Origin of the sequence: Methylophilus sp. QUAN (assembly GCF_015354445.1) — a bacterium.
Taxonomy (GTDB): domain Bacteria; phylum Pseudomonadota; class Gammaproteobacteria; order Burkholderiales; family Methylophilaceae; genus Methylophilus.
The window spans coordinates 52,676-77,945 of record NZ_JADKYT010000002.1 but is presented as its reverse complement, the minus strand read 5'-3'; the positions used below and the strand labels follow the sequence as shown (position 1 = coordinate 77,945).

Sequence of the window (25,270 nt, the reverse complement as noted above, 5' to 3'; positions counted from 1 at the left end):
ACCATTGAATGAGCATGCGATATGCCACACAACGACTCTACTCTCGCGGGCGCGGCCTGCTTTACACACTGATCTGGCTGGGTCTTGCCGCGTTGGTCTGGTTTTTGGTCGACCGCGTGCAGCACCCGAACACCCTGGAACAAATCGGTCAGCAACAAGTCGTCAGCCTTAAACGCGGCCCTGACGGCCACTACAGCGCCGAAGCCCTGATTAACGGCGAACGTGTGCGCGTGCTGGTCGATACTGGCGCCACTGGCGTGGCCATTTCGCAAAGTGTCGCTGACCGTTTGGGCCTGGTCAGCCGTGATGCCATTAACACGCACACGGCCAACGGCAATGCGGTGTCTTACCTGGTACGGTTGAAAACTGTGCAATTGGGTGGTGTGGTTGCGCATGATGTCGCTGCGACGATTTCACCGGGGCTGGAAGGCGATGCCCTGCTTGGTATGAGCTTTTTAGGCAGAATGGATGTGAGGTTGTATCGTGGAGTAATGACGATACGGGATGGTGAGTAGTACGCGTGAGCACACGGGTTGCCCACGCGCCAGCGATTATGGTGCCTCAGCTGGTAATGGTTTCCCTTGCTTGACAATAGCCACCGCCTGAGCAAACCGTTTATGGAACGTCGTTTCAGTTAAGGTTGTGGCGACATTCACTGTGACGCGGCGCTTGGTCACGACAGTGACCTTGGTGTCGTCGTCTTTCACTGGCTCCACCCAGGCCCCCATCACAGCGCCCCATGAAACCAAATTAACACCGCTACTCGTGAGCATATAGTGCTGGTCTCTATGCTCTTCAATCGCATCCGCACCTTCCCATCTGAAGACGGTTTTTGCAATTTCCCAGGCTTGTGCTTCTGTTACGGCATAGTTCTTGGTAGTGCCTTCAGCACCGCTTTGTTTCACTTTGACCACATCTTGCATGGTTGAGCAACCAGCCGCAGTCATCGCTAACGCCACTAACAGGGCGCTGGCAACGCTTCTTTTGATATTCATTCTTATTCTTTCAAATTATTAAGTAAAGATTGGTTAATCCAATCCGGCGCCACATTAGCAGATTTTGCGTAGCAAAGCCATGCGTTGCACACAGCTAGCGCCTGACGCCATATTGCAGCACAAACCACTGCGGATTCATTCCGGCCAGTGGCGCACGTAATGTCGCCAATTCCGCCTCAGGCCCATGCACTTCGATGCGCACCAGCGTAGACACCTCGCCCATCTCATGCAAAATCGGGCGCAGGTTTTCAAGATGGGCTAACAAGGCTGCCGCATTCTCAAAGCCTTCGCGGCAATGCGCGAGGTCGCCATCAAAACTAAAGCCATAATACAAACAGCCAGGCTCACGCGCTGACCACTCCACATACTTCTCACAGATGGCGCGAAAAGCAGCGGCTTTGCCAGGATGAATCTCAAAGTAAGGGGAAACAGAACAGCAGGTATCTTGGGTAGCCATCGCGCACTATCGTTGTTTAATTATTAATTTGCCAGCTCAGCACCTTCAACCACGACGCGGAAGAATTGCAATGCCGCCTGGTCCTGGATACGCACGCCAGTCGCCACCGAGCCGCGTTTGCCCGGTGCGATACCGCCCGTAATCAGCATGGATCGCGTCTGGTCAACCAACCGCCCGCGGTTATCGTATTGCAACATACGCACCTGCACTCGGCCAACCTGCACGCTGCTATTGTTCTGCACCGCGGCATACACCATGCCGGTGTTATCTGCCAACGGGCCAGAAGGCAGGTAGCGCGCGGGGTTGCGTGGTAAATCTATGCGCATGGCACGGCCAGCGGCCTCTTTGCCGATCTCGGAATCCGAACTGGCAGCGAGTTGGTAGTGCTGCAAAGCCAACGAGGTCTCGCCGCGGCCTTCGGCAATCTGGCCGAGCAAGGCATAGCCAGGGGCTGTTGGCAGCAAAGTGTTGGCTTTTTTCAGGAAAGGCTCGGCCTGCGCTTTTTTGCCATCATTAAATAAGGCAATCCCGCTTTGCACGTAGGGCTTGAAGTAGTCAGGCTGCATCTGAATCGCCTTGTCGTAAAAGGCCAGCGCTTCCGTGGTGTTTTTCTTGGTCAAGGCAATATCACCCAACAACTCCTGGAAACGCGCCTCGTGCGGCTCGATACTGATCGCTTTTTTGGCCAACGTTTTGGCCTTTTCGGCATCGCCTTTTTGCAATGCTTCCTTGCCTTCGTCGTAGGCTTTATAGGCTTCACGCGTCGCCATGAGTTTGGCGACTTTTTGTGCATAAACGTCTTTACCCATCTCGCCGCCAGCGCCCAATTCTGCCAGCGTTTTCTTGTTATCATCCACACGCTCTTGTGACGGCGGATGGCTGGCAAACAGGCCGGAAATAAAGTCTTGCCGTTTGCCTTCGCTCAGGCGTACAAACGTCTCTTGCAAGGTGACGGCCGCAGCCGGGTCATAGCCAGCCAGTTTCATATACTTCATGCCATAGTGGTCAGACTCTGACTCAGCATCGCGGCCATATTTACTGGTAATTAACTGCCCGCCCAGCTGCGCGCCACCGACGACCAGGTTGGCATAATTAGAATCACGCGTAGCCAGTCCCACCGCCAGCATAGCGCCTTGCATAAACATGCCACGCTCCATGCCTTTGGCACCGTGACGCGCCGCCGCATGCACAATTTCATGGCCTAGCACGGCAGCTAACTCAGCCTCACTGTGCAACTCGTAAAGCAAGCCACGGTTAAAGGCGATTTTGCCGCCCGGCATCGCCCAGGCATTCGGCACCGAGTCATTCAGCACCACAAACTCATAAGGTAAATCCGGGCGGTCAGAGACCGCCGCCAGTTTTTGCCCCACTTGCTGCACATAGCGTGTCAGTTCTGCATCCAAGGTGTAATCACCGCCTTGCGACTGGCGTGCAGGGCTATAATTTTGCTGGCCCAGTTGAATCTCTTTGTCTTGCGAGACAAACTGGAACTCGCGTTCTTTCGTCACCGGGTTGACACCGCAGGCCAGCAAGCCTGCGGACAACACCACCGGGCAAAGAATACTTTTTTTTATCATGGTCATGCAGCCATTTCCCCGCGGCTATTCTATTGTTTTTACGTGATCACGGTTGGCTGTTGCCTGCCAGTGAGTGACGGCAGTTGCGAAATCTGGTGTGACACGGAAATCAACTCTGCCAACGCCTCTTGTGCATCCAACTGCTGCTGCGCGGCATCTTCAGTAAAGGCTTCGAGGTAGACACGAATGGTCGCCCCTTCAGTGCCCGTGCCCGACAAACGAATGACCACACGCGAGCCGCAGGCGAACAAGATACGCAGTCCCTGACCAGTGCTGACCGAACCATCAACAGGATCCGTATAGCTAAAATCATCGACTGTTTTCACGGTATAACTGCCAAACACTTGTCCTGGCAGGCTGGAAAATTGCGCCTTGATATGGGCAATCACAGCATTGGCCTGCTCGGTGGGTACGCCTTCATAGTCGTGACGCGAATAGACATTGCGGCCATAAGTTTGCCAGTGTTTACGCACCAGGGACTCGACGCTCTCGCCAGTCACAGCCAGCAGATTGAGCCAGCACAACACTGCCCACAAGCCATCTTTTTCACGCACATGGTCGCTGCCAGTGCCAAAGCTTTCTTCGCCACACAAGGTCACGCGACCAGCATCCATCAGGTTGCCAAAAAACTTCCAGCCAGTAGGCGTTTCGTAGCAATCAATGCCCAGTTTAGCCGCCACGCGGTCAACCGCACCACTGGTCGGCATGGAGCGCGCCACGCCGGACAAACCTTGTGCATAGGCCGGAATCAGTTTGGCGTTTGCCGCAATCAACGCCAGGCTATCAGAAGGGGTGACAAAAAAGTGGTTGCCCAGGATCATGTTGCGGTCGCCATCGCCATCAGACGCCGCCGAAAAGTCAGGCGCTTGCGTGCCGTAGGCAATCTTCACCAGGTCTTCGGCATAGGTGAGGTTAGGGTCCGGATGGCCGCCACCAAAGGTTTCTGAGACCTCGCAGTTCATCAGGCTGCTGGCAGGTGCGCCCAGTCGCTCACCTAGAATCACCTTGGCATAAGGCCCGGTCACGGCATGCATGGCATCAAATTGCAGCTTATGACCTGCGGCCAGCCAGCGTTTAATCGCGGCAAAGTCAAACATGCTTTGCATCAGGTCAGCGTAGTCAGCCACCGAGTCAATCACTTCAACTTCAAAACCATCGAGCGTGGTCACGCCTATGCTGGACAAGTCCACCTCGGGCAAATCGGCCAGTTTGTATTGTGTAATCTGTTTGCTATTAGCAAAAATGGCGTCGGTGATTTTTTCTGGTGCCGGTCCACCGTTGCTGGTGTTGTATTTGATGCCAAAATCATCATCAGGCCCGGCCGGGTTATGGCTCGCAGAGAGGATAATGCCGCCAAAGGTCTGGTATTTGCGGATGATGTGAGAGGCGGCAGGCGTGGACAGGATGCCGTTTTGCCCCACCAGCACTTTGGCAAAACCATTGGCTGCCGCCATTTTAATAATCACCTGAATGGCCTCTTTATTAAAAAAGCGGCCGTCGCCTCCCAGCGTCAGGGTAGCCTTTGCGGGAATATCCAGCGTATCAAAAATACTCTGCACAAAGTTTTGCAGGTAATGGGCTTGCTGGAACACGCGTACTTTTTTACGCAAACCAGAAGTACCGGGTTTTTGATCAGAAAAAGGATGTGTTGCGACAGTTTGAATCGACATGGCCTTGGCTTCTTGAAATGTTAAAAACTCTAAACTTGATTGTATTACAAATCGGTGACAGTTTTATGTGATGGTTGGTCAAACATGCATGGTTTATCGGGCGCGATGGCCAATACCGAAATACAACACCGATAAGCCGACGAGATGACACACTGGCCACCATAAGGCGTTAAATTGCTGCTGCATAAAAGCATAAGCACCTAGCACGCCACCAGTGACAAAACCGCCAATCAGGATTAAGTAAAGCATTAGCCGTCTTTTATCGACTGCTTGACCACGCAAGCGCAGGCCGAATGCAATGCCGATATCCGTAAACAATCCAGACACATGCGTTGTGCGCACCACCGCCCCGCTAAAGGTGCTGGTCATCGCATTTTGCAATCCACAAGCGGCGGAAGCCAGCCACTGGCCGCTGAGCCAGCCCTGATTGAGCAACAACACAGCCACCGTGAGTAACCCCGCCTCTATCCACAACGCAAGATGATATTGCCTGCCCAGCTTGAGTGCCTCATGACCAATGACCATGCCACTGATGATCGCGCCCAGCACAAAAAAGAGCATCACGCACAGCAAATGCAGCACTTGCAAGACGTCACCTTGCATGATTTCAATCGAGAAAAAAGTAGAAATGCCGGTCAGGTGCGACACTGCCTGATGACGAAATCCCAGCACGCCAACGGCATTCACGAAGCCCGCATTCATGGCCAGTAAAAATCCGCCCAGCTCCACCCAGCGAGGCAAGCGCTGCATCATGTTACACCCTCGTTTTCCGACTTGTTGTGTCACTACATTTTACGCTGCCAGCGCACAACGACAACAAAATCGCGCCGCTAAAACTACGTAAAATCATGAGCCGTTTTTACGGATTGGCTTCAGGGTGGTTTTGAAACACTGGCGTATAGTGACAGTCATACAAGTACATCAAGCACGATGTACTACCAAACAACTAAAGGAGACTATCATGTGGACTAAACCAGCTGCGACTGAAATGCGTTTTGGCTTTGAAGTGACTATGTACGTCATGAACAAATAATCAGTCTTATCTATTCAGATAGATTGAATAAAAAACCGCCGGAATACGGCGGTTTTTTATTGCCTGCAGCAGTAGACTCAAGCCAACTGCGACCACAGCAAATTGAGGCTCACACCCATCAAAAAGACGGCAAAAATACGTTTTAATACCTTGACCGGCAAACGCTTGGTCAGCGCCACGCCTGCCGGGGCAAATAACACGCTAAGCGGTGTAATCAGCATAATGGCAGGCAAATAGAGCAGGCCAAATGTATCTGGCGCATGTGTCGCCTGTCTGGCAGCGTCTTGCAAATAACTCACTGTGCTCGCCAATGCAATCGGGAAGCCTAGTACCGCCGACGTCCCGATCGCCTGTTTCACCGACACATTGCGCATTGCCAGGTAAGGTACGGTCAATGTGCCACCACCAATGGACACCAGCGCAGAGATCACACCAATCAGCAATGACACCAGGCTGATTTCCACCTTGCCCGGTACTTTGTGCTGGGTGGGTTTGCGATCCAGGAATAACTGGATCGCCGCAAAAAAAGTAAACGTGGCAAAAAACAGCGTCAAGTAAAACGCATCGAGGTGAATCGCCACCAGGGTTGCCAGCAAAGAGCCAATAAACGCCATCGGCACCATGGCCCAGACATACGGCCAGACGATATTCTGGTTTTTATGATGCGCCAAAATACTGGAAAGGGAAGTAAACACGATGCAGGCCATCGAGGTCGCCAGCGCCATATGAAAAGCCGCATCAGCCGAAAAGCCCTTGGCCACCAGCATGGCATGCAACATCGGCACCAACACAATGCCGCCACCAATGCCAAGCAACCCAGACAATACGCCGACCACCACGCCGATCAGGCAAAACAGCGCATATTGCTCAATAAATAACTGTATCCAGTCCATGCGACACCCATCCGTTGAAAGCGCAACAGTATAACGGCTGACTCAACACCATTTGCATCTTTTTCTTTACGCTGGCCTGCAATAATTTTTGTTACAATAATCAAATGAGCGATCAATATGTGAAAAAAGCAGGTGGCAGACGGGCGGGCGCGGGCCGTAAACTCGGCTCTGGCTTATACCAGGAAGCCACCACCGTGATGCGTGTGCCTGTCAGCCAGAAAACCGTGATTGGTGACTTGCTGGCGGCCTATGCCAAACAACAGCAACAACGGCAAAACAGGGGGAGTCTGGACAGTCCGCAAGTGTTCGCGTTTCCTGACAGTGCAGCGCAACCGATGGCGGTGCCGCTCTATGCATCCAAGATACCCGCCGGGTTTCCTTCCCCGGCTGATGATCATGTTGAGCAGCGACTGGATCCTAGCGCATATTTGATTGATCAGGCCGACACCACTTTTTTTGTCACCATACAGGGTGAGTCGATGATAGAAGCTGGCTTGATGCCAGGCGATAAAGCGGTCGTAGATAAAGGTAAATCACCCGTGGTCGGCGATATTGTGCTGGCAATGATAGATGGCGAGTTCACCATTAAAACGCTGGCCAAACAACAAGATGGCACACCAAAATTGTTGCCAGCAAACTCGTCTGGCCGCTACCCCCCTATCCTGATTCAAGCGCCCATGCAGTTTGAAGTCTGGGGGGTAGTGATAGGCTCATTCAGGCGATTCCGGTAGCATCAAGGGCAATAAAAAACCCGGCACCCATTGATCATGGGCAACCGGGTTTCATGAACGCAGATAAATTTATTTGTTCATGACATACATGGTTACTTCAAAGCCGAAACGCATTTCGGTAGCAGCTGGTTTAGTCCACATAATGATCTCCTTTTTTGATTCCCCGAACCGACCCCATGTCTGGCTCGTGTGAATGTATTATCGGCCCATGCCGCAACAATCCTGCTATTGCGGATCATGAACAGCGTTTAGGGAATTTCATGAAACACCCCTCATGCAAATAAATATGCCAGCATTCAATCAACCTACCATCAGGGCGATGGCGCTTGTCGATGTGAATAATTTTTACGTCAGTTGTGAACGTGTGTTTAACCCCAAACTGCGTGACCGCCCGGTGGTGGTGCTCAGCAATAACGATGGTTGCATTATCTCCCGTAGCGCAGAAGCCAAAGCGCTGGACATCCCCATGGGTGCGCCGTGGTTCAAGGTACGCAAGTATGCCGAGCAAGAGGGTGTGATTGCCTATTCGTCAAATTATGCTTTGTACGCAGACATGAGCAACCGTGTGATGTCGGTGCTGCGGCAGTTTAGCCCGTCACAGGAGGTGTACTCAATTGACGAGTCATTTCTCGACTTGACTGCGTTCTCCAGGCGAGACCTGACTGCCTATGCACAGCAACTCAGGCAAACAGTGCTGCAATCGACGGGCTTGCCAGTGTGTGTGGGCATTGCCAGCAGCAAAACGCTGGCAAAACTGGCGAATCATTGTGCCAAACAACACATCACGTTGAATGGCGTCTGTAACTTCAACACCATGCCAATCACATCGGTAGACGATACCTTGCGCGATATCGACGTCGGCAATGTTTGGGGCATAGGCCGCAATTTGAGCAAGCACATGCATGATGCAGACATTCATACGGCCTATGACCTCAAGATGAGCGATGCGGCGACCATGCGCCAGCGGTTTAACGTGGTGATGGAGAAAACCGTGCGCGAATTGAATGGCACGACTTGCCTTGAGTTAGAACAAATACGCGGCCCACAGCAGCAGATTCTGAGCACGCGCAGCTTTGGCCATCCTGTGCGTGACTTGCAAAGCCTGGCTGAAGCCGTCACGCTATATACAACCCGCGCTGGCGAAAAGCTGCGCAAGCGCCGATTATATGCAGGCAGTGTCTACGTCTATATCCGCACCAGCCCGTTTCGCGATGCACAACAGCAATACGATAACAGCCTGCGCCTGCCACTGCATATCGCCACCAACAACACCTTGCAACTAGTACAGGCAGCCCTGCTGGCGTTACGGCAGATCTACCGGCCAGGCTATGACTATATGAAAGCAGGTGTATCACTAGGCGAGTTGGTGACAGCTGAGGCGCAGCAACAAGACTTGTTCCAGTCCACGGACTCGCACGAGAAAGCAAACCGCTTGATGCATGCCTTAGACACTATCAATCAAAAAATGGGCAGAGCCACCCTCAAACTGGCGAGCGAAGGAGTACAGCGCCAGCAACCCTGGCGCATGAAGCAGGCGCTTAAAAGCCCTGCTTACACCACCAGCTGGGATGGGTTGTTATCGGTTGACTAAACCACTGCCTGCGTTAAGCCGCTTTGGATAACGACACCGAGCTAAACGTCACCGCACTGATCACCAGCATGGCACCGATCAACTGCGCATGATTAGGCGGCACATGCTCAAACGCCGCAATCACCATCGTGGTGACTGGCACGAGGTTCATAAAGATCGCCGCTTTTGATGGCCCCAAGTTGGAGATGCTCGCGTTCCAAAACAGATAAGCCAGCACCCCGCCGCCTAGCGACATCGTCAGCAGCGCAGCCCCGGCATGTATGGTTGGCACCACCATCTGATCACCGTGAATGACAGCAGCCATGGTCAACGCCATCGCGCCAACCGTCATGATGCCCGCAGTATTGGCGATGCCACCCACCTGTTTGGGCAGCATCTTTTTAACCAAGACGTTATAAAGCGCCCAATTGAGGGAAGCAATCAGAATGTAGATATCGCAAACCGCAATTGTCAGTTGCGCGCCCGCACCCAGCACCACGATCGCCACACCAGCAATACCAATCGGGAATGCGATCAGTTGTTGCCTGCTTGGCTTGTCACGCAGAATCACATAACCCAGCACGGCCGTCAGCAAAGGATTCAAGGCCATAATTAACGCACCATTAATGGCAGAAGAGGTTTCCATGCCCAGAAAGAAAAACAGGTTAAAGCCAAATACGCCAACCACTCCTAGCGTCAGATATGCTTTCCAATGCTGCGCAGGAATCGCCTCTTTTCGCATTTGTGCAATCAAGACCATGACAGCTGCGGCCAGCACATAGCGACTTGCGCCCGCCACATAAGGGCCCATTTCAGCAATGACTGGCCGTGCCAGATTGAAATTGGCGCCCCAGAAAATCGCTGCCATGGTGGCCATCAAATAAGTTTTAAAGTGATTCATCCGAGTTCTCTATAACCGCTCAATATATAAAAGTGACACAACAAACCGTTATAGCCTGCGTCCGCTTCAGCCGTCAATCCCCTCCACAATAAACACCCGATATTGTGCGCCCTGGTGCCTATGTCTAACGGCCTGCTGATATTGCGGACTGTGGTACCAGGCTTCGGCCGCTTTGACGGTGGGAAAGCGATGGATCAAACACCCCTCAAAGGCCGGGCCTTCGAGGATATTGAGCGCGCCATACCTCACCAGCGGCGTAACCGCATGCCCCTCTCGGGCGAGAGGGGCCAGGCTGGCATAAGTATCCATGGCGGCCTGATCCGTGGTCTGTTCACGCATCATGACCACATAGGCACTCATGATGCTTGCGCACCTTGCAGACGTTGTACAAGAGACTGTGCAGCTAAGGCAGATGACGCTGGATTTTGCCCGGTAATCAACAAACCATCCTCGACCACATAGGGTTGCCAGTCAGCGCCTTTTGAAAAAATACCGCCATGATTGGCCAGCATATCTTCGACCAGGAAAGGGACGACATTGGTTAAGCCGACAGCTTCTTCTTCGGTATTAGTGAAGCCAGTGACTTTCTTGCCAGCCACCAGCGGGCGACCATCTGGTTGTTTGGCATGACGCAATACTCCAGGCGCATGACAAACCAGCGCGACAGGTTTACCTGCATTCAATGTCGACTCAATCAAGCTAATGGAGTCGCGGTCCTCTGCCAGATCCCATAATGGCCCGTGCCCACCTGGATAAAACACCGCATCAAAACCATTATGTGACACCGAGTTTAAGGACACGGTATTCGCCAGGGCTTTGCCTGCTTCTGCATCAGCTTCAAAACGTTTGGTATCCGCCGTTTGAAAAGCGGGATCATTACTTTTAGGATCCAGCGGTGGCTGGCCACCTTTAGGCGATGCCAATGTCAATTGCGCACCCGCAGCCTTAAACGCGTAATAAGGCGCAGCCAGCTCTTCGAGCCAGAAGCCGGTTTTGAAGCCGGTATTACCCAGGGTGTCATGCGAGGTGAGGACGATCAGGATGTTCATTTAAAGCTCCTTAGTGATTGAGTGATCAGGTGAGTCCATCATGAACGCTTTGATTCCATTTTTGAAATTTATTATGTATATTTCAGTTATTCACCACATGAATATTAAAATGCGCTACGACCTGAATCTATTACGAGTATTTATCGCCTTAATGGAAGAGCGCAGTGTAACGCGTGCGGCTGACCGGCTGGGCATCACGCAGCCAGCATTGTCGAATGCATTGAACCGCCTGCGGGAGATCCTCCAGGATCCATTATTTATCCGTGAACGTTATGGCATGCAGCCGACACAGAAAGCGGAGGCGTTGGCGCCAGTGATTATGGAAGCCATTGGGCAACTGGATGAAATCGTACTGGAGCAGCAAGCTTTTGACCCAGCCAGTGCCAATTTGTTATTCACGATTGCACCTAATAGTTATGTCGAATATGTGCTGATTCCGGCAGTCGTGGCCAAGCTGCGCGTACTGGCCCCAGGCATCAAGCTGCGCATTATTCCTTACGGCAATGATCTTGCTGAAACCGGGGTGATTTCAGGCAGCACGGCGCTGGTCATGGGGCGTTTCGTCGACCCGCCAGACAACCTGATTGTGCAGCACCTGATGGATGACAGGCTGGCTTGTGTGGTGCGCGCCGACCACCCGACCATAGGCAATGAGATCACCAAGGCGCAATATGAGCAGCTAAAACATGTGAATGTATTACCACCAGGACGCATGCGCGCAGGGTTGTTTCAGGCGTTGGACCGGCAGGGCTTAAAACGTGAAGTGGCGGTGTCGGTCACGCATTTTCTTTCTGTACCAGAAGTGATCTCCGTCACCGATTATTGCACCACACTGCCGATCCAGATTTGCCGCCGCCTAGCCAATGATACGCGCTTAAAAATATTGCCAACGCCAGTTGACCTGGGCACTTTCCCGGTGGATATCGCCTGGCATGTCAGATACCGGCATGATCCGGTGCATCGCTGGCTACGGTCATTAATTGAAGAAGTGGCACGTACGCTCTAACAATGGCTAGGCGGCATCAATCAGGCCATGCTTCATGGCCAGCCGCACCATTTCCACCGGGCTGTTCACCGACAGTTTCTGCTTGATTAGGGTGTAATAGTTAGCCACGGTCTTCTGGCTGATTTTAAGCATATCGGCCACCTCTTCCACGCGTTTGCCTTCGGCCAACAGCCTGAACACTTCGAACTCACGCGAAGTGAGTTGCTGCAAAGGATTACTGTCGCCGATCAGTGTTTGCAAAGCGACTTTCTGTGCCACATCCTGGCTCAAAAAGGTGCGGCCTTTGGCCACATCCAGCACCGCCTGCACCAAATCCTCTGCCACACCGGTTTTAGTCACATAGCCCTTCACACCGGTTTTAAGTGCCTGCGCGGCAAACGACACCGCCTCGTGCATGGAGAAAATCACGATTCTGGCTTGCGGATAGCGCTGCAAAATACGCTTGGCAGCTTCCAGGCCGCCCATGCCGGGCATGGAAATATCCATCAGCATGACATCTGGCAGAATCTCGCCGTACACCTGATATGCCGACTCCCCGGTATCTGCCTCGGCCACGATTTCAATCGACTTATGGCTTTCGAGCAAACGACGCAACCCTGAACGCACCACGCTGTGGTCATCCACCAACACTACTTTAACTGTCATGTCACTGCTTCCTGAAAACCTTCTGTTGTGTGAAAACGGACTTCGATACGCGTGCCCTGGCCCGGCGCACTCGTAATGTTCATGCTACCCATCAAGCCCTCAACCCGCTCCTGCATACCCGCCAGACCATAACCGCGACTTTGCACACTGGTATCAAACCCGCGTCCGTCATCCTCCACCAGCAGATACAAGCCCTGCTCACTTTCAGTCACTTCTATCGTCACGCGTGTCGCAGCGGCATGCTTGCTGATGTTGGTCAGGCATTCCTGCAAAATTCGGTAGATCGTCACCGACACCGACTCATCATGTTGGCTCAGGTGGTTTGAAATCGCATTCACCACCATGATGCCGCGGTTACGGTCATGCCAGTGATGAATCAACTCGGCCAGTGCCAGGCTAAGCCCCAACTCATCCAGCACACGCGGGCGCAAACGCGCCAGGATATCCTGAATAGTCACCATCATTTGCCGTGTGATCTGCGCAATTGCCTGTGCGCTTTCACGTGCGACGCTGAGTTTTTTCGCTGCCACCAGCGCACTGGCATCTACATGCACGGCGGTCAGGTATTGGCCGATTTCATCATGCAGGTCACGCGCCAGCTTTTTACGTTCTTCTTCCTGCAAGTGGATAATCTGCTGCGTTAAACGATGGTTGTTACGTATGCTTTGCTCCAGCGTGCTGGCCATGCTGTTGAACTTATCACTGATTTCACTCAGTTCCACTTGCTCAAACCCGGGCAAACGGCTTTGATATTCGCCGCGTTCAATCTGGTTCAGGCCATGAATAATCTGCTTCACCGGTTTAAACGTCGCACGTACCGTCCAATAAACAAACAACAACACACTCAAACCAAACAGGCCGACAATCGCCAGCAAACCAGAGGTGTCATCCCAAATTTCGCGCAACTCAAAACTTGGGTCCGGCGTAATCACCAGCTCGCCGATAAAACGCCCATTTAAAATAATATTCTTGCGTTTGGGTTCGTTGAGCACGCTGGAAATATCCAGCAGACGTACAAACCACGCAGGGGGCTCTTCACCGGTAGGAACCAATCGCGTCGAGCGGTTAGACTCACGCAAGCGGCCATTCATATCAAAAAAATCCACCTTCAAATGGCGGATATTGGTCAGCTCATCCAGCCTGAACAGATTGGTTTGACCATTTTCACTGTGATTCAACCAGCCAAAATCTGTCATGTAATGCGCAATTTCCGCATCCAGCAAATGAATCACTAGGTTGGTACTTGAATCTACTTCTGCTAATACGTCTTCACGTGCATTCTTCACCACGGATACTGCCCAGGTCAGCAATAAGCCGAGCAATAACAAGGTAATGATCAGGTTAAGTTTGAACTGAAGACTGAGAGATTTCATCATGCTGTGTGGATTTTAAAGTCGATCGCCCAAAAACTGTCGGGAATTTTTCCCGATTCATACCCCTGGCATGCAGGGATACCACGCATTATAGGCGGACTAGCGAATCACCACACCCCAAGGCAAGGTGCCGACCGGGATATCCTTTAACCGCTGATTCGTTTGCGTATCAATCACGGACACGCTGTGACTACGGCCATTGGCGACATACAATTTTTTGCCATCTGGCGTCAGTGCCATATTCCACGGCCGTTGCCCCACCGCGATAGTGGCAATCACCTGACGGCTGGCAGTATCAATCACGCTAATATTATGGTCGCCGCCATTGCTGACATAAATGCGGCTGCCATCGGCATTGACCTTGACGCCATTAGAGCGCAAGCCGACTTTGATATTGCCCTGCACTTTCCAGTCACTGCTGGAGACAATTTCCAGCAAATTTGCTGCTTCGTTAGCGACATAAGCCCATTGACCATCTGGACTAAAGCCCACGCCACGTGGATGCTTGGTGGCAGCAATCACATGTTCGGATTTGAGTGATGTCAGATTAATCACGTCCACATTATTGCTTTCTTCGTTGCTTGCCAATAACCACTGCTGATCCGGCGAAAACACACAGTGCTCGGGGTTTCTGCCCTGGGTATGAATCGTGTGTTTCACCTTGTTGGCCTGCAGGTCTACCAGCGCCACGGCATTTTCTTCCTCCAGGCAGGCCGCCAGCAGCTTGCCATCCGGCGAAATATCGATGCCCTCAGGCTCATCGCCGACCTTGATCAAGGCGACTTGCTTGCCTTGTTGGGTATCTACCACAGCTACCGCATTTTTATCGCGCACCACGACATACAAGTTTGGATTGCCAAGGTGTACGGCAGCTGCCTGAACTTTTTTACCGAACTGGCCCTTGGCTGGCAGGCGCCTCACCACCTCATCGGTACGGGTGTCAATGACCGACACGGTGCCATCTTTTTCATTGGGCACATACGCGAAAGATTGGGAGAACGCTGAGAAAGAGGTAGTGGCCAAAGCCGCTGTGAATAGAAGCTGTTGCAGTGTGCGTTGCATAGAGTGTCCTTCAAAAAATCGACCAGTTGCTGCAACAACTGGCCTGAACATGGAGATATACTTTATGCAAATCAATTAAATTAAGTCATTTAAATTGATAATTGCATATTAAGCATGCTGCGACCGCCCCAATAGCGGCAGCCTTCCCGATTTCATCGGGATTTTCTCCCGACAAACTGACCAAACGCCCGCGGCTGCGCGCCGACAGCCACCGTTGCGGTGACGGCCAAACGCTCACTGTCGATGATGGCAATGACGTTATCCATCCAGCTGACCACCACTACCTGCTGGTGCTCAGCATCGAAAGCAATACCTTCCGGCGTACCCGGCACACGAATCTTGCGTATGGTTTGCCGTGTTTCCAGATCAATGACACTTACCGTGTCTTCACCGGTATTGGTGACAAACAAGCGTTGCCCACGGCTGTCTGCCGTTACGCAATAAGGATGTTCGCCCGTCGCCAGCGTCGCGACCACCTGATCACGATGGGTATCCACCACACTGACCGTGTTTGAATACACATTCACGACAAATAACTGCTTGCCATCCGGGCTGATATTCAAACCAAACGGATGCTGCCCAACCGGGATACGTTGCCGTTCCTTGTGGGCACGGGTATCGATCACGCTCACGTCATTGCTATCACGATTCGCCACATACAATATGGCATCATCGTGACTTAACTGCAGCCCGCCAGGCGCCTGCCCGACTTGAATCTGCGCCAGTACATGCCCGCTTTCAGCCGCTAATACCAGCACGCTATCGTGATACCAGTCCGCCACATACAGCCGGTCACCGCGGTTGTTGACCGTGAGGCCGACAGGGGCAATTGGCAGCATGATGGTGCGTATCACCGCCTGGCGTTGCATATCAATGACCGACAACGAGTGCCCCTCGACGTTGCTGATATACACGCGCTGATTACGCGCATCTACCGCCACGCCGACCGGGGCCTTACCCACCGCAAGCGTCTTTACCACTTGCTGCTGTTGCAGGTCGACCACTGAAACCGTGTGCTCTCCCTGATTGGTCAGATAGGCATAGTCCGCGGCCTGCACCCAGGTGCACACACAGATGCCCAATATGCCGTACAACATGTTCAATACTTGTTGGCGCATCCAGCTAATGCCAACACTATAAGCGGGACGCTGCTCTGGAGATTGAGAGCCTCTCCCGCGTGCAGGCAGGAATTTTTCACCGATATTTCGGGTATTCATACACGCAATCATGTGATTGCACTGATTCAGGCAGGGGTGGATTTTTGTGTGAAGTGCGCATCTATGGCCGCCATGTCCAGCGCTTGCCACATCTCGAGGTGGTGCTGCAACTCATGGGCCTGCATGGCGCCACTCACCATATCAATCACCACGCGCTCGCGAATAACCATCAAGGCAGGGACTTGCGCCACCTGGAAATTACCGGCCAAGTCTGTCGCCACATCAATATCCACCGTGGCAAATAGAACTTGAGGCACTTGTGCCGCCACTTCGGCAAAAGTTGGGTAAAAGGTCTGGCAAGGCGCACACCACTTGGCCGTGAACAACAATACGATAAAGTCATGGCTGGCCACGTATTGATTAAACTGCTGCTGACTCTCTATCGTCACGGGCAAGTGACTCGGGGATACTGAATTCATGATGGCTCCTTGCGCTAAGGCTCGCCTGCCACAGGCAGGCGTTTAATGCTGTGAATGGTCCAATGCTGCGGCCCGGCAATGCTATGTGAACAACCCAATTCCTTTTCCGGTGACTCTGCGGTGAGGAGATGCCTGGTGTGGTCTGCAGTTTGTACCTGCATAAACCAGCGGTCCACCCACACCTCAACCCGACCGGCGGCAGCCTCTACCAACTGTAATGACACCATCTTGCCGCCATGTGCCAGGCACAGAGAGTCATCGGTCTCAATCAGCCCGGCCAACGCCGCTTCCGGTGATTCCGCATGACTGCACGGACTCAGCGCCAGTAACAGAACGAAAAAGAAATAGTGACTCACACGCATGCACATAACCTAGACATGCATGCTTTTAGGCACATACGGACAGGCCCAGGCTTTTAAACACCGGGCGCATGGCTACACAAATTTTATTGCGCCAGCCCTTGGTATTGGCAGCCGCGTTCTGGCGTCCTTCTTTCAGGCCTTGCAGGCCGTCTTTAACAAAGCTATCCACTGCACTTTTAGCGGACTCATCATCCTGCCCGGCAGGCGGCTCATTGCCGGTAAATGCGCGGTAGTAGCGTGCGGTCCACACCACTTTGGCGTTGCCGCCGTCAGCAGTGACTTTGATTTTGCCATTGAGCGAACTCACAGGCAGCGCTTCCAAGTCAATGTCACCGGACAAACGGTAAGCGACCGTCATCTCCGCCGCAGATACTTCATCAATTTCCTGCAACAATTGTTTGCCATTTTTCAGCGTGATTTTCTGCTGCTTATCGTTCACTGCCTCGCAGGCGGTCACTTGCGGATGCCATTGCGCCAGGCCGCACTGTGCACTCACGCGTTTCCACAGTGCATCAGCGGATGCTGCCACCTGGATGGATTCATCCGTTTTTTGTGGTGTCGGGCCATGCGCCCAGACCTGTGCACTGAACAATAATCCAGCCAGTAATAAAGACCACTTCATTTCTACTCCTTCTCGATAAAATCTATAACACTTATTTGCCAGGCCGCCTGAGCGCGCGACCCCATTGCCTGACACCAGCCCAGGCGCGCCAGCCTGCCCCTGACCAGGGGTGCCCGGCAAAAGTCAATGCCAGGTAAACGCCCCAAGCCACACAAGCAGGCCAGGCGAGCCAGGGCCTGAGGTCAGTCTCTGCCCAGCGCCAGGCGGTCATGCCCAGGCCAGTCGCCCAGTCACTGCTTTGCGCTGCCGCATCCAGGCGGACAAAATGCAAGCCAGTGGTATTTGCCAGGCGTTGCAGGTTTTGTGCATCCAGTGCAGACAAATGTGCGTTTTCCAGTAATGCATTGCCTGGCCCATGCCCGGCATTACGGTCATGCTGACCTTGCTCCATGGCCAATACCGACAGGGTTTCTGCCATGCCAAAATTACCAAAGCGCTGCACCTCTTCCTGCTCCCAATAACCAGCCACCGCATTCTTTTCATCCAGCTTGGGGATTTTGCTCGGCGTGGGTTTACCCATCCCAACCAGATACCCTTGCACATCGCCTGGCTTGCCTGCATAACTGGGCATATATTTCGGATTGGCTGGCGGCGCCTGCTGGCCATCGGTAAAAAACATCACGCGCATCTGCTTGCCTAGTTGCGGCGCTTGTTCCAGGGCGTGATACACCCCATGCGAGATAAAAGAATCGGCCGCCCACGCCATGCGCCAGTCCATGCTGGCGACAGTTTGGTCCAGAGCTGCAAAATGACTGCATACTTCTACCGGCTCTACGACATTGACCACATTGCGCTCAGTAAACATGCCCAAGGCGACTTGCGACCCACAAGGCAGTGCAGACAAGGTTTTGCGTATGCTTTGCTTGGCCATCTGCAAACGACTCATGCTTTTGCCTGCCACCTGGTAATCCGGCACGTTCATGCTCTGTGTGATATCGACGACGAAATACCAGTCATAAACGCGGTTAGGCAACCGCCAGTGCGGCTTGAACAACACCAGGGTTAACAGCAGCAATATCAGTATCAGGCAGCGCTTGCGCCAGTCTGCCTGGCTGTTGCCTGCCATTGACCAGCCTGACACCAAGTGCCTGACCCAAGGTTTCACAACATGACGCCACATCAGGGCATGCCTCTGGGGTTACCCGGCATAGCAGGCCAGCCGCTAGGCTCTTCTTCCGCCTTGATCTGCTCGTCTTCATATTGTTGTGGGCCAGACATGCCATGTGTGGTGGGTGCCAGGCGTAAGGCGAGATGATAGTTATATTTCACCTCTGACCAGTCGGGTTCGATACGCAAGGCCTTCTGGTAGCTTTCCTTGGCCAGCGCCACCAGTGGCCCAGCCTCATCCCAGGCAGGCAAGCCACGCTGTTCCAGCAAACGTGTGGCCGTGCGCATATAAATATTGCCTGAATTGAAATACGCTTGCTTGCGCAAGGGATCATCTGCACTGACCTTGCTCACCAGCGCAGCATATTGCGCCAGCGCCTGCTCCGGCTTGAGCTGGTTGTCATAAAACACGGCATTGGCAAACAAGGCCTGTGGCGTCTGGTTGGCACCCAACAGTGTCTGTTCAATCAACTCATGCGGCACCAGGCGATTGCGATAGACACTGGCCTGGTAGACTTCAATTAATTGCTTGATCAGCATGACCACTGTCACCAGAACGACCAGGCTTGCCCACAATACGCCACGCCGCATGACGCGGCCCCATTTTTCATTCATGATTGCCACCGTTTTAACTCCAATCCAAACATCGCCATCAGCACTGCGGCAGCCAGCCAAGCCAGGCCATAGGCGTATTGGCTTAAATCTCGCCGCGATACCGGTTCCAGATAGCGGGTTGGTTTATTTTTCAACTTGGAGATATCGCGTACGGCCGCCATCACCGCTTCCGGGTTCTCTGCCTCATACACGCGATAAGGCACATTCAGGGTTTGAAAATATTCATGCAGGGCATATTCAGGATAAGCATCTATGTTTTCACCTTCGGCCAGGCTTTGCTTGAGGCTGACCCCACTTTCGGAACGCAGGTAAATCCAGTACAAAGACGCCTGTTGCCGCATAAACATGGCCCGCAGCATGTCCTGGGTTTTACCATCCAGATGTGCACCGCCATCCGACACTAGCACCATCGCCCGGGCACCGGTCACCGGCTGGTCGTCAAAATAATCCAGTGCCATGCCTAAACCACGCGCCACGGCGGTGAAGCCCATGCCACCGGCTTCAGTGGCATCCAGGGCAGCCTGCACAAAGGCACGGTCATTACCCAGCGGCGCTGCCAGAATCGGCGATGTGCTAAACGTCACCATGCCCATCAAGTCATCTTTCCCCTGGGCGACCAACTTTTTAAGCACACTGCGGGCGACCTCCATCTTGGGCACTCTTGCCAGCGCATCGCCCTTTTTCACAAAAGACTCATTCATGCTGGCGCTACGGTCCAGCACGATCATGACATGCGCACCGCGCCCAACCTTTTCCACATATTGAGACTTTAGGTAAGGGCCACTCAGTGCCAGGCTCAAGGCCAGGATAAACACGCTCAGCGCCATCTTCCATACCCTGTCCAGCCAGGTCGACAAAGGGTCTTCCGGCAACCTTTGTAAAGCAGGATGTGGAAAATTCAGTTGCCCGGTGAATAGCCACGGCAATACAGCCAATGGCAGCAACATCAGCGGCCAGGCCTGCGCCAGCCCCCAGTGCTCACCCAGGCCCAATGCCAGCAATAGCGTTTGCACGCGATCACTCCACATACTCAGGACACCTCTACCCGACTGAGCTTTTTGGCCAGTTGTTTTAAATCCTGCATCGACAACGCCAATGGTTTGCCGGCAAAAAAAGCCTGCTGCACCTCTTGGTAAAACTGCTGCAATGCGATGCGATAAGGATCCAGCACCTGATGTGTAGTCAGCACCCGTGCCAGGTTTTCAGCGGTGACAGCATGTCCGGCAAATTGATCCATGGCACGGCTCATTAAACGCATGGCCTGTAAACGCTCAGCCTGGCCGTGCACATCGAGGGTGCGTATTGCCCGCCAGGCTTGCCGGAATGGCATGCGTTTCTCTTGCGGCAGCTGTATCCAGCCGGCATACCACAACAGGTAAATCACACCCAGACTCAACAAAGATAACCAGCCAGCCAGTGTCCATAACTGACCCGCCAGTGACCACTCAGGCAGCGGTGCATCGGGATACAACTGGACATGCTCGGCATCAATACGCGCAGGCAGCAGGCTGGACACAATCACCTTATCGGCGGGCACATCTACAGTGAGCCGTTGCTGTTCATGTTTGAACTCACGGTTAAATTCTAGATGCAGCTTTTTCAACGGCATGGTTTTGACGGTATCGCCCGCCACAAAAATCTGCCAGTCTATCTCCAGCTGGATCACGCGCTCAGTGTCTGTGTCACTGCTGGTCCAGTGCACATCCCTTAATTCAATCGCTTCATTTTGTGCAGGAGGAGGCAAGCTGGCAGGATCCAACTCAAAGCCAGGCGGCACATGCAAGGTGATATGTTGTCTGGCAATACTGCCCAGGGTGTAATCTGTTTCACGCGTATGGCTCTCGACACGCGGCTGAAACTGGCTACTTGCTGCAGCGCAGGCGATCACAGGCAATAAGTGCATCGCCAACAGCAGCATGCTTTGTTTACGTTTAACCCTCATCCATGCGGCACTCATGCCATCGTCTCCATCAAATGTCGGCTGACGTCTTCAGCCCGCCAGTCTGGCCCTAACCATAAAGGCGGACGTGTGCCTGCGTTTAAAAAGCGGGTATTCAATGTATCCGCCTGCTGCTGGGCATGCTCCGCAATTTGCTGATGCAAACGGCGCCTGAGCATCCAACTGCGCTCTTCTCCCGTTTCCATATCACGCAAACGTGCCCAGCCAAAAGCGGGCAAATCTACAGTCGCCGCGCGATCACGCAAAATGACCGGAATCACATCGTGCGGCAACCCGGCTTTCAGTACACGCTGCATCAACGCTTCCGGCCAGTAAAAATCCGATAGCAGGAATACCAGTGCCCGCTGCTGGCCTATAGACTCAATAGCAGCATGCATGGCGGATGCACCCTGTCCCGATGCGCCGCTGTGCACATCAGTACCCTGCCAATAACGGGTGATATTCTGTGCAACCAGGTGTGCGGTACCGGGCTGGAATGTCGGCATGACATGCCAGCCCGCTTGCTGGGTATCATTGGCCGCGCGCATGCCGAAAGCATCACCTTGCCGTGTGACAGACCAGGCCAATGCAGACACGAACTCCGTCACTTGCTGGCGCAAATTGGCCTGGCCCTGAAAAAACATGGAGCTGGAGACATCGACAATGGCATACACATGGATCGCGGCCCGTTCAAGATAGGTCCTGACCAGCCATTGCCTGGGTACGGTGCGCACGCTGGCACGAATATCAATACGCTTAGGGTCAGGACAGGCCAGCAATGAAGCAAATCCGGCAAAATCGCTGCCATTGCCATGATGTGCGGTCAATGTCGCACCAGCATGATAGGTTTTCGAGCGCCAATTGATATTGTAAAAAAACTGGCGTGGCTCAAACGCGGCATGTACCTGAACAGGCTGGCTAGTCACTGGATGGGCCAATAAAGTCATACTATCTATCCGCAACAATACCCGTTCAAGGCGCAGACACTTGATCCAGCACTGCCTGCAACAGCAACGGTGCCAGGCGCTCATGCTGCAAAGCATAGGCACCACTCAGGAACACCCGATGCGTCACCACAAATGGCCATACGGCACGGATATCATCCGGCGTTAAATAATCGCGTCCTTCCAGCCAGGCGCGTGTACGCGCACTACGCATCAACATGGCCATGCCGCGCGGGCTAGCGCCACCGGCCAACAAGCGTGACATATCGACATCCGGCAGTTGAATACCTGCAGCCAGCGGATCTTTGAGGCAGCGCCACAGGGCAACGGCATATTCCTGCAAGGCCAACTCCGCGCGCACGCCATCTTGCACGGCGGCGGCCAGGGCGTTCAACTGGTCATACGGCGTCAGGCCCGCTGGCAAACCGCCTACCAGCGCATCCACATCATAAAAACGGGTATCAAACATCAGCGCGCGTTGCAGGTCTCGGTCGTCAGGTGCCTGGATTGAAATTTCCATCAGGAAACGATCACGCGCCGCAGCTGGGATTTCAAATGTCTCTTCACGCTCCAGACGGTTGCGGTCTGCAAACACGGTTAAATGCGGGAAATGGTATTCACGGTTAAAGGCGTTGACCGAGCGCTCGGCCATCAGCCGCAAAAATAGCGCATGTGCCTGCGGCCGGGCGCGGTTGATTTCATTAAAGAAAAATACCGACAATGCTTCATCATGCTGCAACAGCGGGCCCGGTTTGACCGCCGCCTGGCCTTGCTCATTGATATAAGCGTGATAAAGAAAATCGCTCGGCATGAGGTCAATCGCCCCTTCAATGCGTTGGTAACCACCACCAAGTAACTGGGCAGCCGCACGCAACAGCGTGGTTTTACCGACACCAACATCGCCTTCCAGCAACACGTGCCCACGTGAGAAGATCGCAATCGTTAACGCACGTGTTTGCTCTGGCATACCCACCACGACAGTATTCAGCGCTTGTTCAAAGGCCAATGCACGCTCACGCCATGCTGGTAGTTCAATTTTATTTTCCATAACACCATATCCATGATTCAGGATGAAACAGGCCACTGTCGACTGCACGCAATCAACACTGGTATGTCACATACAAGAGAGTGTGAAAACTGACACCGGAAACGATGTCAGTTTCCTAGGGGGGGAATTTAAGATTACTTCACGTCAAACACGAAATTGCCGCTGGACTTGGCGTTCGCAATACGTTTTGCATTGCGCTCGTCCATGGCTTTGATGGATTGCTCTTGTTTGTTGAGCTCAACCGGATCATGTTTTGGGTCATATTTGGAACCCGCAATTTTTTCCGGATAGCCGGGTTTGGCTTCCCAGCAGTTACCTGGTTCTTTACAACTTTGACCGTCGTAAGCCAGAGCCTGATTTGACACAGCGAACACACCGGCCACTGCCAGTAATGTTAATACGTGTTTCATCACTTTCTCCTTCATCACAAATTAGCTGGTGTATTGTTTTCAATTAACGGATTGCCCACCAGCCTAACAATCCGATAATAGGATTAACCGTGTGGCGCAGCGCCACCGTTTTTAAGGTTTTCTTCTGCCTGATGACGGATCCAGGCAATCACATGAATGATTTCATCGACTGTCATACGGCCCTGTTGCGGCCCCATCATGCCGGCAGCACCGCCATAAATAGTTTCAAAAATACCTTTGTCAGTTTCATTCTTAGGGTATGTCCAGTAATCATCCGCCAACGCCGGGCCTAACTTACCTTCAGCCAAATGGCCATGGCAGCCAGAACAGGCAGTTGAGAAAATGGTGTAGCCTTTTTTAATGGCTTCCTCATCATTTCGGTATGGGTTCTCACCGGTGGCCATAAAATGCTTGGCTTCCGGCGTAAAGGTTTCATCTTCCATAGGCGCCAACTCAAGGAGGTCACCAGACAACGTGCCGCGGAACTCGAGTGGCGGGCCATCTTTCAGCGCTACTTTGGCAGGAGCAGCTTTCGCTTCACTGGCTTGTGTCGCTGCGTCATCTTTGGCACAGGCAACCGTCAGGAATGCAGCCATGACCAGTCCAGAAACACCAATTGCCATGGCAAGTTGTTGTTTCATACGGCGGGGTTGTTGAGATTCGTTCACTTCATACTCCAAAAACTTAATTAATAAATGTTGCGCTTGACTACTGATTCAGCAAAGGCACACCTTCATCCTTGAGGATGGCGGTGATTTCAGCGCCGTGCGCATCGATGACACCATTCAAGGCCTCTACTAACTCAGGATGTTGCTTGCTGACGCCCATCACCACGTTGTAATGCATGGGAATTTTTTCGCCATTGGTTTTCTTGGCAGTGTCGTCCACCAGCACCATGTTCAACGGCACGTCTGAGGCACGGACATAGCGCGCGGCTTCCGGTGCCCACAACATCGCCATATGCAAATGCATATTGGCAACGTCATTGACCAGGCGCGATGGCTCTACATGAATGTAGCGATTACGTGTCGACTGGAAATTCTGGATTTCGGTAAAGTAATCAAACATGTCGTCAAAACGATTAATTTGCAGCAGCATGTTTTTGCCTGGACTATCCGGCATCACGCCTATGCGGAAATTCTTTTCCTTAAGATAAGGATGATCCCAGGAAGTCACGTCGATCTCGCGGTCTTTGCGAGTCACGAACACATAGCCAGAACGGTAATAAGGTTTGGTGACCAGCACGCGGGGATCATTGGGGTCTGTGCCGATCAGCACATCACATTTTCCTTCTTCCATGTCCTTTTGCAGCGTTAACGGGTTAGTCCACCAGAAATAATTGATAGGCACATTTAATGTTTTACCAATGACAGCAGCAATCTTGTTTTCAAAGCCTTGTTTCTGGTCATTGGAAAAAGGTAATTCGGATTTACCGGCACAGATATTCAGTACATCGGCAGCGAGTGTCGGCAATGCAAACACACTCAATGTCAGGGACAAGCAAACGCTCAACCAGGTACGACTATTTTTTTTAACTTCAGCAAACATTTGTTCTCTTCTCCATTAGAGAGAACAGGATGACCGGCCATCCTTGCGTCTGACGGCCATCCTGCACACTACATCAA

31 protein-coding genes are annotated in these 25,270 nt (G+C 52.8%); 5 read left to right on the top strand and 26 right to left on the bottom strand.

The features are described 5' to 3' along the window. Positions 1–8 precede the first annotated feature (8 nt). On the top strand, positions 9–515 hold the full coding sequence (locus INP79_RS09080; protein ID WP_194753989.1) for a TIGR02281 family clan AA aspartic protease: 507 nt from the start codon (positions 9–11) through the stop codon (positions 513–515). A gap of 36 nt (positions 516–551) precedes the next feature. On the opposite strand, the gene INP79_RS09075 is transcribed toward INP79_RS09080, so the two are convergent. The 5 genes from INP79_RS09075 to INP79_RS09055 all read right to left on the bottom strand — a co-directional run bounded on the left by INP79_RS09075 (position 552) and on the right by INP79_RS09055 (position 5,452). Then, complete coding sequence (locus INP79_RS09075) at positions 552–995, bottom strand: hypothetical protein (RefSeq protein WP_194753988.1); 444 nt, start codon at positions 993–995, stop codon at positions 552–554. Between the two features lie 94 nt (positions 996–1,089). Beyond that, a complete protein-coding gene (locus tag INP79_RS09070) occupies positions 1,090–1,452 on the bottom strand; it encodes a putative quinol monooxygenase (protein WP_194753987.1) in 363 nt (120 codons plus the stop codon). A 23-nt stretch (positions 1,453–1,475) separates the two neighbouring features. Next, the gene (locus INP79_RS09065) at positions 1,476–3,029 is read right to left on the bottom strand and encodes a M48 family metalloprotease (RefSeq protein WP_194754531.1); all 1,554 of its coding nucleotides are present in this window, start codon (positions 3,027–3,029) and stop codon (positions 1,476–1,478) included. A gap of 38 nt (positions 3,030–3,067) precedes the next feature. Continuing rightward, positions 3,068–4,699: an alpha-D-glucose phosphate-specific phosphoglucomutase gene (locus INP79_RS09060; RefSeq protein WP_194753986.1), complete on the bottom strand. Its 1,632-nt coding sequence runs from the start codon at positions 4,697–4,699 to the stop codon at positions 3,068–3,070. A gap of 93 nt (positions 4,700–4,792) precedes the next feature. After that, the gene (locus tag INP79_RS09055; protein WP_194753985.1) at positions 4,793–5,452 is read right to left on the bottom strand and encodes a YoaK family protein; all 660 of its coding nucleotides are present in this window, start codon (positions 5,450–5,452) and stop codon (positions 4,793–4,795) included. Positions 5,453–5,660: 208 nt separating this feature from the next. On the opposite strand from INP79_RS09055, the gene pqqA (INP79_RS15585) reads away from it, so the two are divergent. Next, the gene (gene pqqA, locus INP79_RS15585; protein ID WP_081624291.1) at positions 5,661–5,732 is read left to right on the top strand and encodes a pyrroloquinoline quinone precursor peptide PqqA; all 72 of its coding nucleotides are present in this window, start codon (positions 5,661–5,663) and stop codon (positions 5,730–5,732) included. A gap of 77 nt (positions 5,733–5,809) precedes the next feature. Here pqqA (INP79_RS15585) and INP79_RS09045 read toward each other — a convergent pair whose 3' ends face one another. After that, a complete protein-coding gene (locus INP79_RS09045; protein WP_194753984.1) occupies positions 5,810–6,625 on the bottom strand; it encodes a sulfite exporter TauE/SafE family protein in 816 nt (271 codons plus the stop codon). Positions 6,626–6,729: 104 nt separating this feature from the next. Here INP79_RS09045 and INP79_RS09040 point away from each other — a divergent pair, with 104 nt between their 5' ends. Beyond that, complete coding sequence (locus tag INP79_RS09040; protein ID WP_194753983.1) at positions 6,730–7,356, top strand: LexA family transcriptional regulator; 627 nt, start codon at positions 6,730–6,732, stop codon at positions 7,354–7,356. Between the two features lie 69 nt (positions 7,357–7,425). On the opposite strand, the gene pqqA (INP79_RS09035) is transcribed toward INP79_RS09040, so the two are convergent. After that, positions 7,426–7,497, bottom strand: coding sequence for a pyrroloquinoline quinone precursor peptide PqqA (pqqA, locus tag INP79_RS09035; protein WP_081624291.1), 72 nt, complete (start codon positions 7,495–7,497; stop codon positions 7,426–7,428). Positions 7,498–7,642: 145 nt separating this feature from the next. Here pqqA (INP79_RS09035) and INP79_RS09030 point away from each other — a divergent pair, with 145 nt between their 5' ends. Then, on the top strand, positions 7,643–8,947 hold the full coding sequence (locus INP79_RS09030) for a Y-family DNA polymerase (protein ID WP_194753982.1): 1,305 nt from the start codon (positions 7,643–7,645) through the stop codon (positions 8,945–8,947). A gap of 13 nt (positions 8,948–8,960) precedes the next feature. Here INP79_RS09030 and INP79_RS09025 read toward each other — a convergent pair whose 3' ends face one another. From INP79_RS09025 to INP79_RS09015, 3 genes are all read right to left on the bottom strand, one after another. Continuing rightward, positions 8,961–9,827, bottom strand: coding sequence for a DMT family transporter (locus tag INP79_RS09025; protein ID WP_194753981.1), 867 nt, complete (start codon positions 9,825–9,827; stop codon positions 8,961–8,963). Between the two features lie 66 nt (positions 9,828–9,893). Further along, positions 9,894–10,187 carry a DUF1330 domain-containing protein gene (locus tag INP79_RS09020; protein ID WP_194753980.1) on the bottom strand — a complete coding sequence of 98 codons (294 nt, stop codon included), beginning with the start codon at positions 10,185–10,187 and terminating at the stop codon, positions 9,894–9,896. After that, positions 10,184–10,876: a type 1 glutamine amidotransferase domain-containing protein gene (locus tag INP79_RS09015; RefSeq protein WP_194753979.1), complete on the bottom strand. Its 693-nt coding sequence runs from the start codon at positions 10,874–10,876 to the stop codon at positions 10,184–10,186. The genes INP79_RS09020 and INP79_RS09015 overlap by 4 nt, the downstream gene beginning before the upstream one ends. 97 nt (positions 10,877–10,973) lie before the next feature. Between INP79_RS09015 and INP79_RS09010 the strand changes: the two genes are divergently transcribed. Continuing rightward, the gene (locus INP79_RS09010; protein WP_228519840.1) at positions 10,974–11,882 is read left to right on the top strand and encodes a LysR substrate-binding domain-containing protein; all 909 of its coding nucleotides are present in this window, start codon (positions 10,974–10,976) and stop codon (positions 11,880–11,882) included. Between the two features lie 6 nt (positions 11,883–11,888). Here the strand turns inward: INP79_RS09010 and INP79_RS09005 are convergent, their stop codons facing one another. From INP79_RS09005 to moxJ, 16 genes are all read right to left on the bottom strand, one after another. Further along, positions 11,889–12,527, bottom strand: coding sequence for a response regulator transcription factor (locus tag INP79_RS09005; protein ID WP_194742684.1), 639 nt, complete (start codon positions 12,525–12,527; stop codon positions 11,889–11,891). Continuing rightward, positions 12,524–13,903, bottom strand: a complete 1,380-nt coding sequence (locus INP79_RS09000) for an ATP-binding protein (protein WP_194753978.1) — start codon at positions 13,901–13,903, stop codon at positions 12,524–12,526. Before INP79_RS09000 ends, INP79_RS09005 begins: the two co-directional genes overlap by 4 nt. A gap of 96 nt (positions 13,904–13,999) precedes the next feature. Next, positions 14,000–14,962, bottom strand: a complete 963-nt coding sequence (locus tag INP79_RS08995) for a beta-propeller fold lactonase family protein (protein WP_194753977.1) — start codon at positions 14,960–14,962, stop codon at positions 14,000–14,002. Between the two features lie 152 nt (positions 14,963–15,114). Beyond that, positions 15,115–16,179, bottom strand: a complete 1,065-nt coding sequence (locus tag INP79_RS08990; protein WP_228519839.1) for a YncE family protein — start codon at positions 16,177–16,179, stop codon at positions 15,115–15,117. A 26-nt stretch (positions 16,180–16,205) separates the two neighbouring features. Beyond that, positions 16,206–16,598: a thioredoxin family protein gene (locus INP79_RS08985; protein WP_194753976.1), complete on the bottom strand. Its 393-nt coding sequence runs from the start codon at positions 16,596–16,598 to the stop codon at positions 16,206–16,208. A 14-nt stretch (positions 16,599–16,612) separates the two neighbouring features. Next, positions 16,613–16,960 carry a hypothetical protein gene (locus INP79_RS08980; protein ID WP_194753975.1) on the bottom strand — a complete coding sequence of 116 codons (348 nt, stop codon included), beginning with the start codon at positions 16,958–16,960 and terminating at the stop codon, positions 16,613–16,615. A gap of 25 nt (positions 16,961–16,985) precedes the next feature. Further along, entirely contained in the window at positions 16,986–17,582 is a 597-nt protein-coding gene (locus INP79_RS08975) for an SRPBCC family protein (RefSeq protein ID WP_194753974.1), read from the bottom strand. 31 nt (positions 17,583–17,613) lie between these two features. Further along, a complete protein-coding gene (locus INP79_RS08970; protein ID WP_194753973.1) occupies positions 17,614–18,702 on the bottom strand; it encodes a vWA domain-containing protein in 1,089 nt (362 codons plus the stop codon). Continuing rightward, positions 18,702–19,304 carry a hypothetical protein gene (locus tag INP79_RS08965; protein WP_194753972.1) on the bottom strand — a complete coding sequence of 201 codons (603 nt, stop codon included), beginning with the start codon at positions 19,302–19,304 and terminating at the stop codon, positions 18,702–18,704. The genes INP79_RS08970 and INP79_RS08965 overlap by 1 nt, the downstream gene beginning before the upstream one ends. After that, positions 19,301–20,332, bottom strand: a complete 1,032-nt coding sequence (locus INP79_RS08960; protein WP_194753971.1) for a VWA domain-containing protein — start codon at positions 20,330–20,332, stop codon at positions 19,301–19,303. Before INP79_RS08960 ends, INP79_RS08965 begins: the two co-directional genes overlap by 4 nt. Positions 20,333–20,334: 2 nt before the next feature. Beyond that, on the bottom strand, positions 20,335–21,261 hold the full coding sequence (locus INP79_RS08955) for a hypothetical protein (RefSeq protein WP_194753970.1): 927 nt from the start codon (positions 21,259–21,261) through the stop codon (positions 20,335–20,337). Next, on the bottom strand, positions 21,258–22,190 hold the full coding sequence (locus tag INP79_RS08950) for a DUF58 domain-containing protein (protein ID WP_194753969.1): 933 nt from the start codon (positions 22,188–22,190) through the stop codon (positions 21,258–21,260). The genes INP79_RS08955 and INP79_RS08950 overlap by 4 nt, the downstream gene beginning before the upstream one ends. A 25-nt stretch (positions 22,191–22,215) precedes the next feature. After that, positions 22,216–23,235, bottom strand: coding sequence for a MoxR family ATPase (locus tag INP79_RS08945; RefSeq protein ID WP_194753968.1), 1,020 nt, complete (start codon positions 23,233–23,235; stop codon positions 22,216–22,218). Positions 23,236–23,369: 134 nt separating this feature from the next. After that, a complete protein-coding gene (locus tag INP79_RS08940) occupies positions 23,370–23,645 on the bottom strand; it encodes a methanol dehydrogenase [cytochrome c] subunit (protein ID WP_194753967.1) in 276 nt (91 codons plus the stop codon). Between the two features lie 83 nt (positions 23,646–23,728). Beyond that, positions 23,729–24,286, bottom strand: a complete 558-nt coding sequence (gene moxG / locus INP79_RS08935) for a cytochrome c(L), periplasmic (protein WP_194753966.1) — start codon at positions 24,284–24,286, stop codon at positions 23,729–23,731. A gap of 67 nt (positions 24,287–24,353) precedes the next feature. Continuing rightward, a complete protein-coding gene (moxJ, locus tag INP79_RS08930; protein WP_194753965.1) occupies positions 24,354–25,193 on the bottom strand; it encodes a methanol oxidation system protein MoxJ in 840 nt (279 codons plus the stop codon). Positions 25,194–25,270 lie beyond the last annotated feature (77 nt).

Excerpts from the sequence above, each read along its gene's own strand:
- INP79_RS09075 (WP_194753988.1), bottom strand. The coding sequence starts at position 995 with ATGAATATCAAAAGAAGCGTTGCCAGCGCCCTGTTAGTGGCGTTAGCG.
- INP79_RS08995 (WP_194753977.1), bottom strand. The coding sequence starts at position 14,962 with ATGCAACGCACACTGCAACAGCTTCTATTCACAGCGGCTTTGGCCACT.
- moxG (WP_194753966.1), bottom strand. The coding sequence starts at position 24,286 with ATGAAACAACAACTTGCCATGGCAATTGGTGTTTCTGGACTGGTCATG.
- INP79_RS09015 (WP_194753979.1), bottom strand. The coding sequence starts at position 10,876 with ATGAACATCCTGATCGTCCTCACCTCGCATGACACCCTGGGTAATACC.
- INP79_RS08960 (WP_194753971.1), bottom strand. The coding sequence starts at position 20,332 with ATGTGGAGTGATCGCGTGCAAACGCTATTGCTGGCATTGGGCCTGGGT.
- INP79_RS08975 (WP_194753974.1), bottom strand. The coding sequence starts at position 17,582 with ATGAAGTGGTCTTTATTACTGGCTGGATTATTGTTCAGTGCACAGGTC.
- INP79_RS09080 (WP_194753989.1), top strand. The coding sequence starts at position 9 with ATGAGCATGCGATATGCCACACAACGACTCTACTCTCGCGGGCGCGGC.
- INP79_RS08980 (WP_194753975.1), bottom strand. The coding sequence starts at position 16,960 with ATGCGTGTGAGTCACTATTTCTTTTTCGTTCTGTTACTGGCGCTGAGT.
- INP79_RS09030 (WP_194753982.1), top strand. The coding sequence starts at position 7,643 with ATGCCAGCATTCAATCAACCTACCATCAGGGCGATGGCGCTTGTCGAT.
- INP79_RS08940 (WP_194753967.1), bottom strand. The coding sequence starts at position 23,645 with ATGAAACACGTATTAACATTACTGGCAGTGGCCGGTGTGTTCGCTGTG.
- INP79_RS09040 (WP_194753983.1), top strand. The coding sequence starts at position 6,730 with ATGAGCGATCAATATGTGAAAAAAGCAGGTGGCAGACGGGCGGGCGCG.
- INP79_RS08955 (WP_194753970.1), bottom strand. The coding sequence starts at position 21,261 with ATGAGTGCCGCATGGATGAGGGTTAAACGTAAACAAAGCATGCTGCTG.
- INP79_RS08950 (WP_194753969.1), bottom strand. The coding sequence starts at position 22,190 with ATGACTTTATTGGCCCATCCAGTGACTAGCCAGCCTGTTCAGGTACAT.
- INP79_RS09045 (WP_194753984.1), bottom strand. The coding sequence starts at position 6,625 with ATGGACTGGATACAGTTATTTATTGAGCAATATGCGCTGTTTTGCCTG.
- INP79_RS09055 (WP_194753985.1), bottom strand. The coding sequence starts at position 5,452 with ATGATGCAGCGCTTGCCTCGCTGGGTGGAGCTGGGCGGATTTTTACTG.
- INP79_RS08985 (WP_194753976.1), bottom strand. The coding sequence starts at position 16,598 with ATGAATTCAGTATCCCCGAGTCACTTGCCCGTGACGATAGAGAGTCAG.
- INP79_RS08965 (WP_194753972.1), bottom strand. The coding sequence starts at position 19,304 with ATGAATGAAAAATGGGGCCGCGTCATGCGGCGTGGCGTATTGTGGGCA.
- INP79_RS08970 (WP_194753973.1), bottom strand. The coding sequence starts at position 18,702 with ATGTGGCGTCATGTTGTGAAACCTTGGGTCAGGCACTTGGTGTCAGGC.
- INP79_RS09020 (WP_194753980.1), bottom strand. The coding sequence starts at position 10,187 with ATGAGTGCCTATGTGGTCATGATGCGTGAACAGACCACGGATCAGGCC.
- INP79_RS09065 (WP_194754531.1), bottom strand. The coding sequence starts at position 3,029 with ATGATAAAAAAAAGTATTCTTTGCCCGGTGGTGTTGTCCGCAGGCTTG.
- INP79_RS08945 (WP_194753968.1), bottom strand. The coding sequence starts at position 23,235 with ATGGAAAATAAAATTGAACTACCAGCATGGCGTGAGCGTGCATTGGCC.
- moxJ (WP_194753965.1), bottom strand. The coding sequence starts at position 25,193 with ATGTTTGCTGAAGTTAAAAAAAATAGTCGTACCTGGTTGAGCGTTTGC.
- INP79_RS09005 (WP_194742684.1), bottom strand. The coding sequence starts at position 12,527 with ATGACAGTTAAAGTAGTGTTGGTGGATGACCACAGCGTGGTGCGTTCA.
- INP79_RS09000 (WP_194753978.1), bottom strand. The coding sequence starts at position 13,903 with ATGATGAAATCTCTCAGTCTTCAGTTCAAACTTAACCTGATCATTACC.
- INP79_RS08990 (WP_228519839.1), bottom strand. The coding sequence starts at position 16,179 with ATGAATACCCGAAATATCGGTGAAAAATTCCTGCCTGCACGCGGGAGA.
- INP79_RS09010 (WP_228519840.1), top strand. The coding sequence starts at position 10,974 with ATGAATATTAAAATGCGCTACGACCTGAATCTATTACGAGTATTTATC.
- INP79_RS09060 (WP_194753986.1), bottom strand. The coding sequence starts at position 4,699 with ATGTCGATTCAAACTGTCGCAACACATCCTTTTTCTGATCAAAAACCC.
- INP79_RS09070 (WP_194753987.1), bottom strand. The coding sequence starts at position 1,452 with ATGGCTACCCAAGATACCTGCTGTTCTGTTTCCCCTTACTTTGAGATT.
- INP79_RS09025 (WP_194753981.1), bottom strand. The coding sequence starts at position 9,827 with ATGAATCACTTTAAAACTTATTTGATGGCCACCATGGCAGCGATTTTC.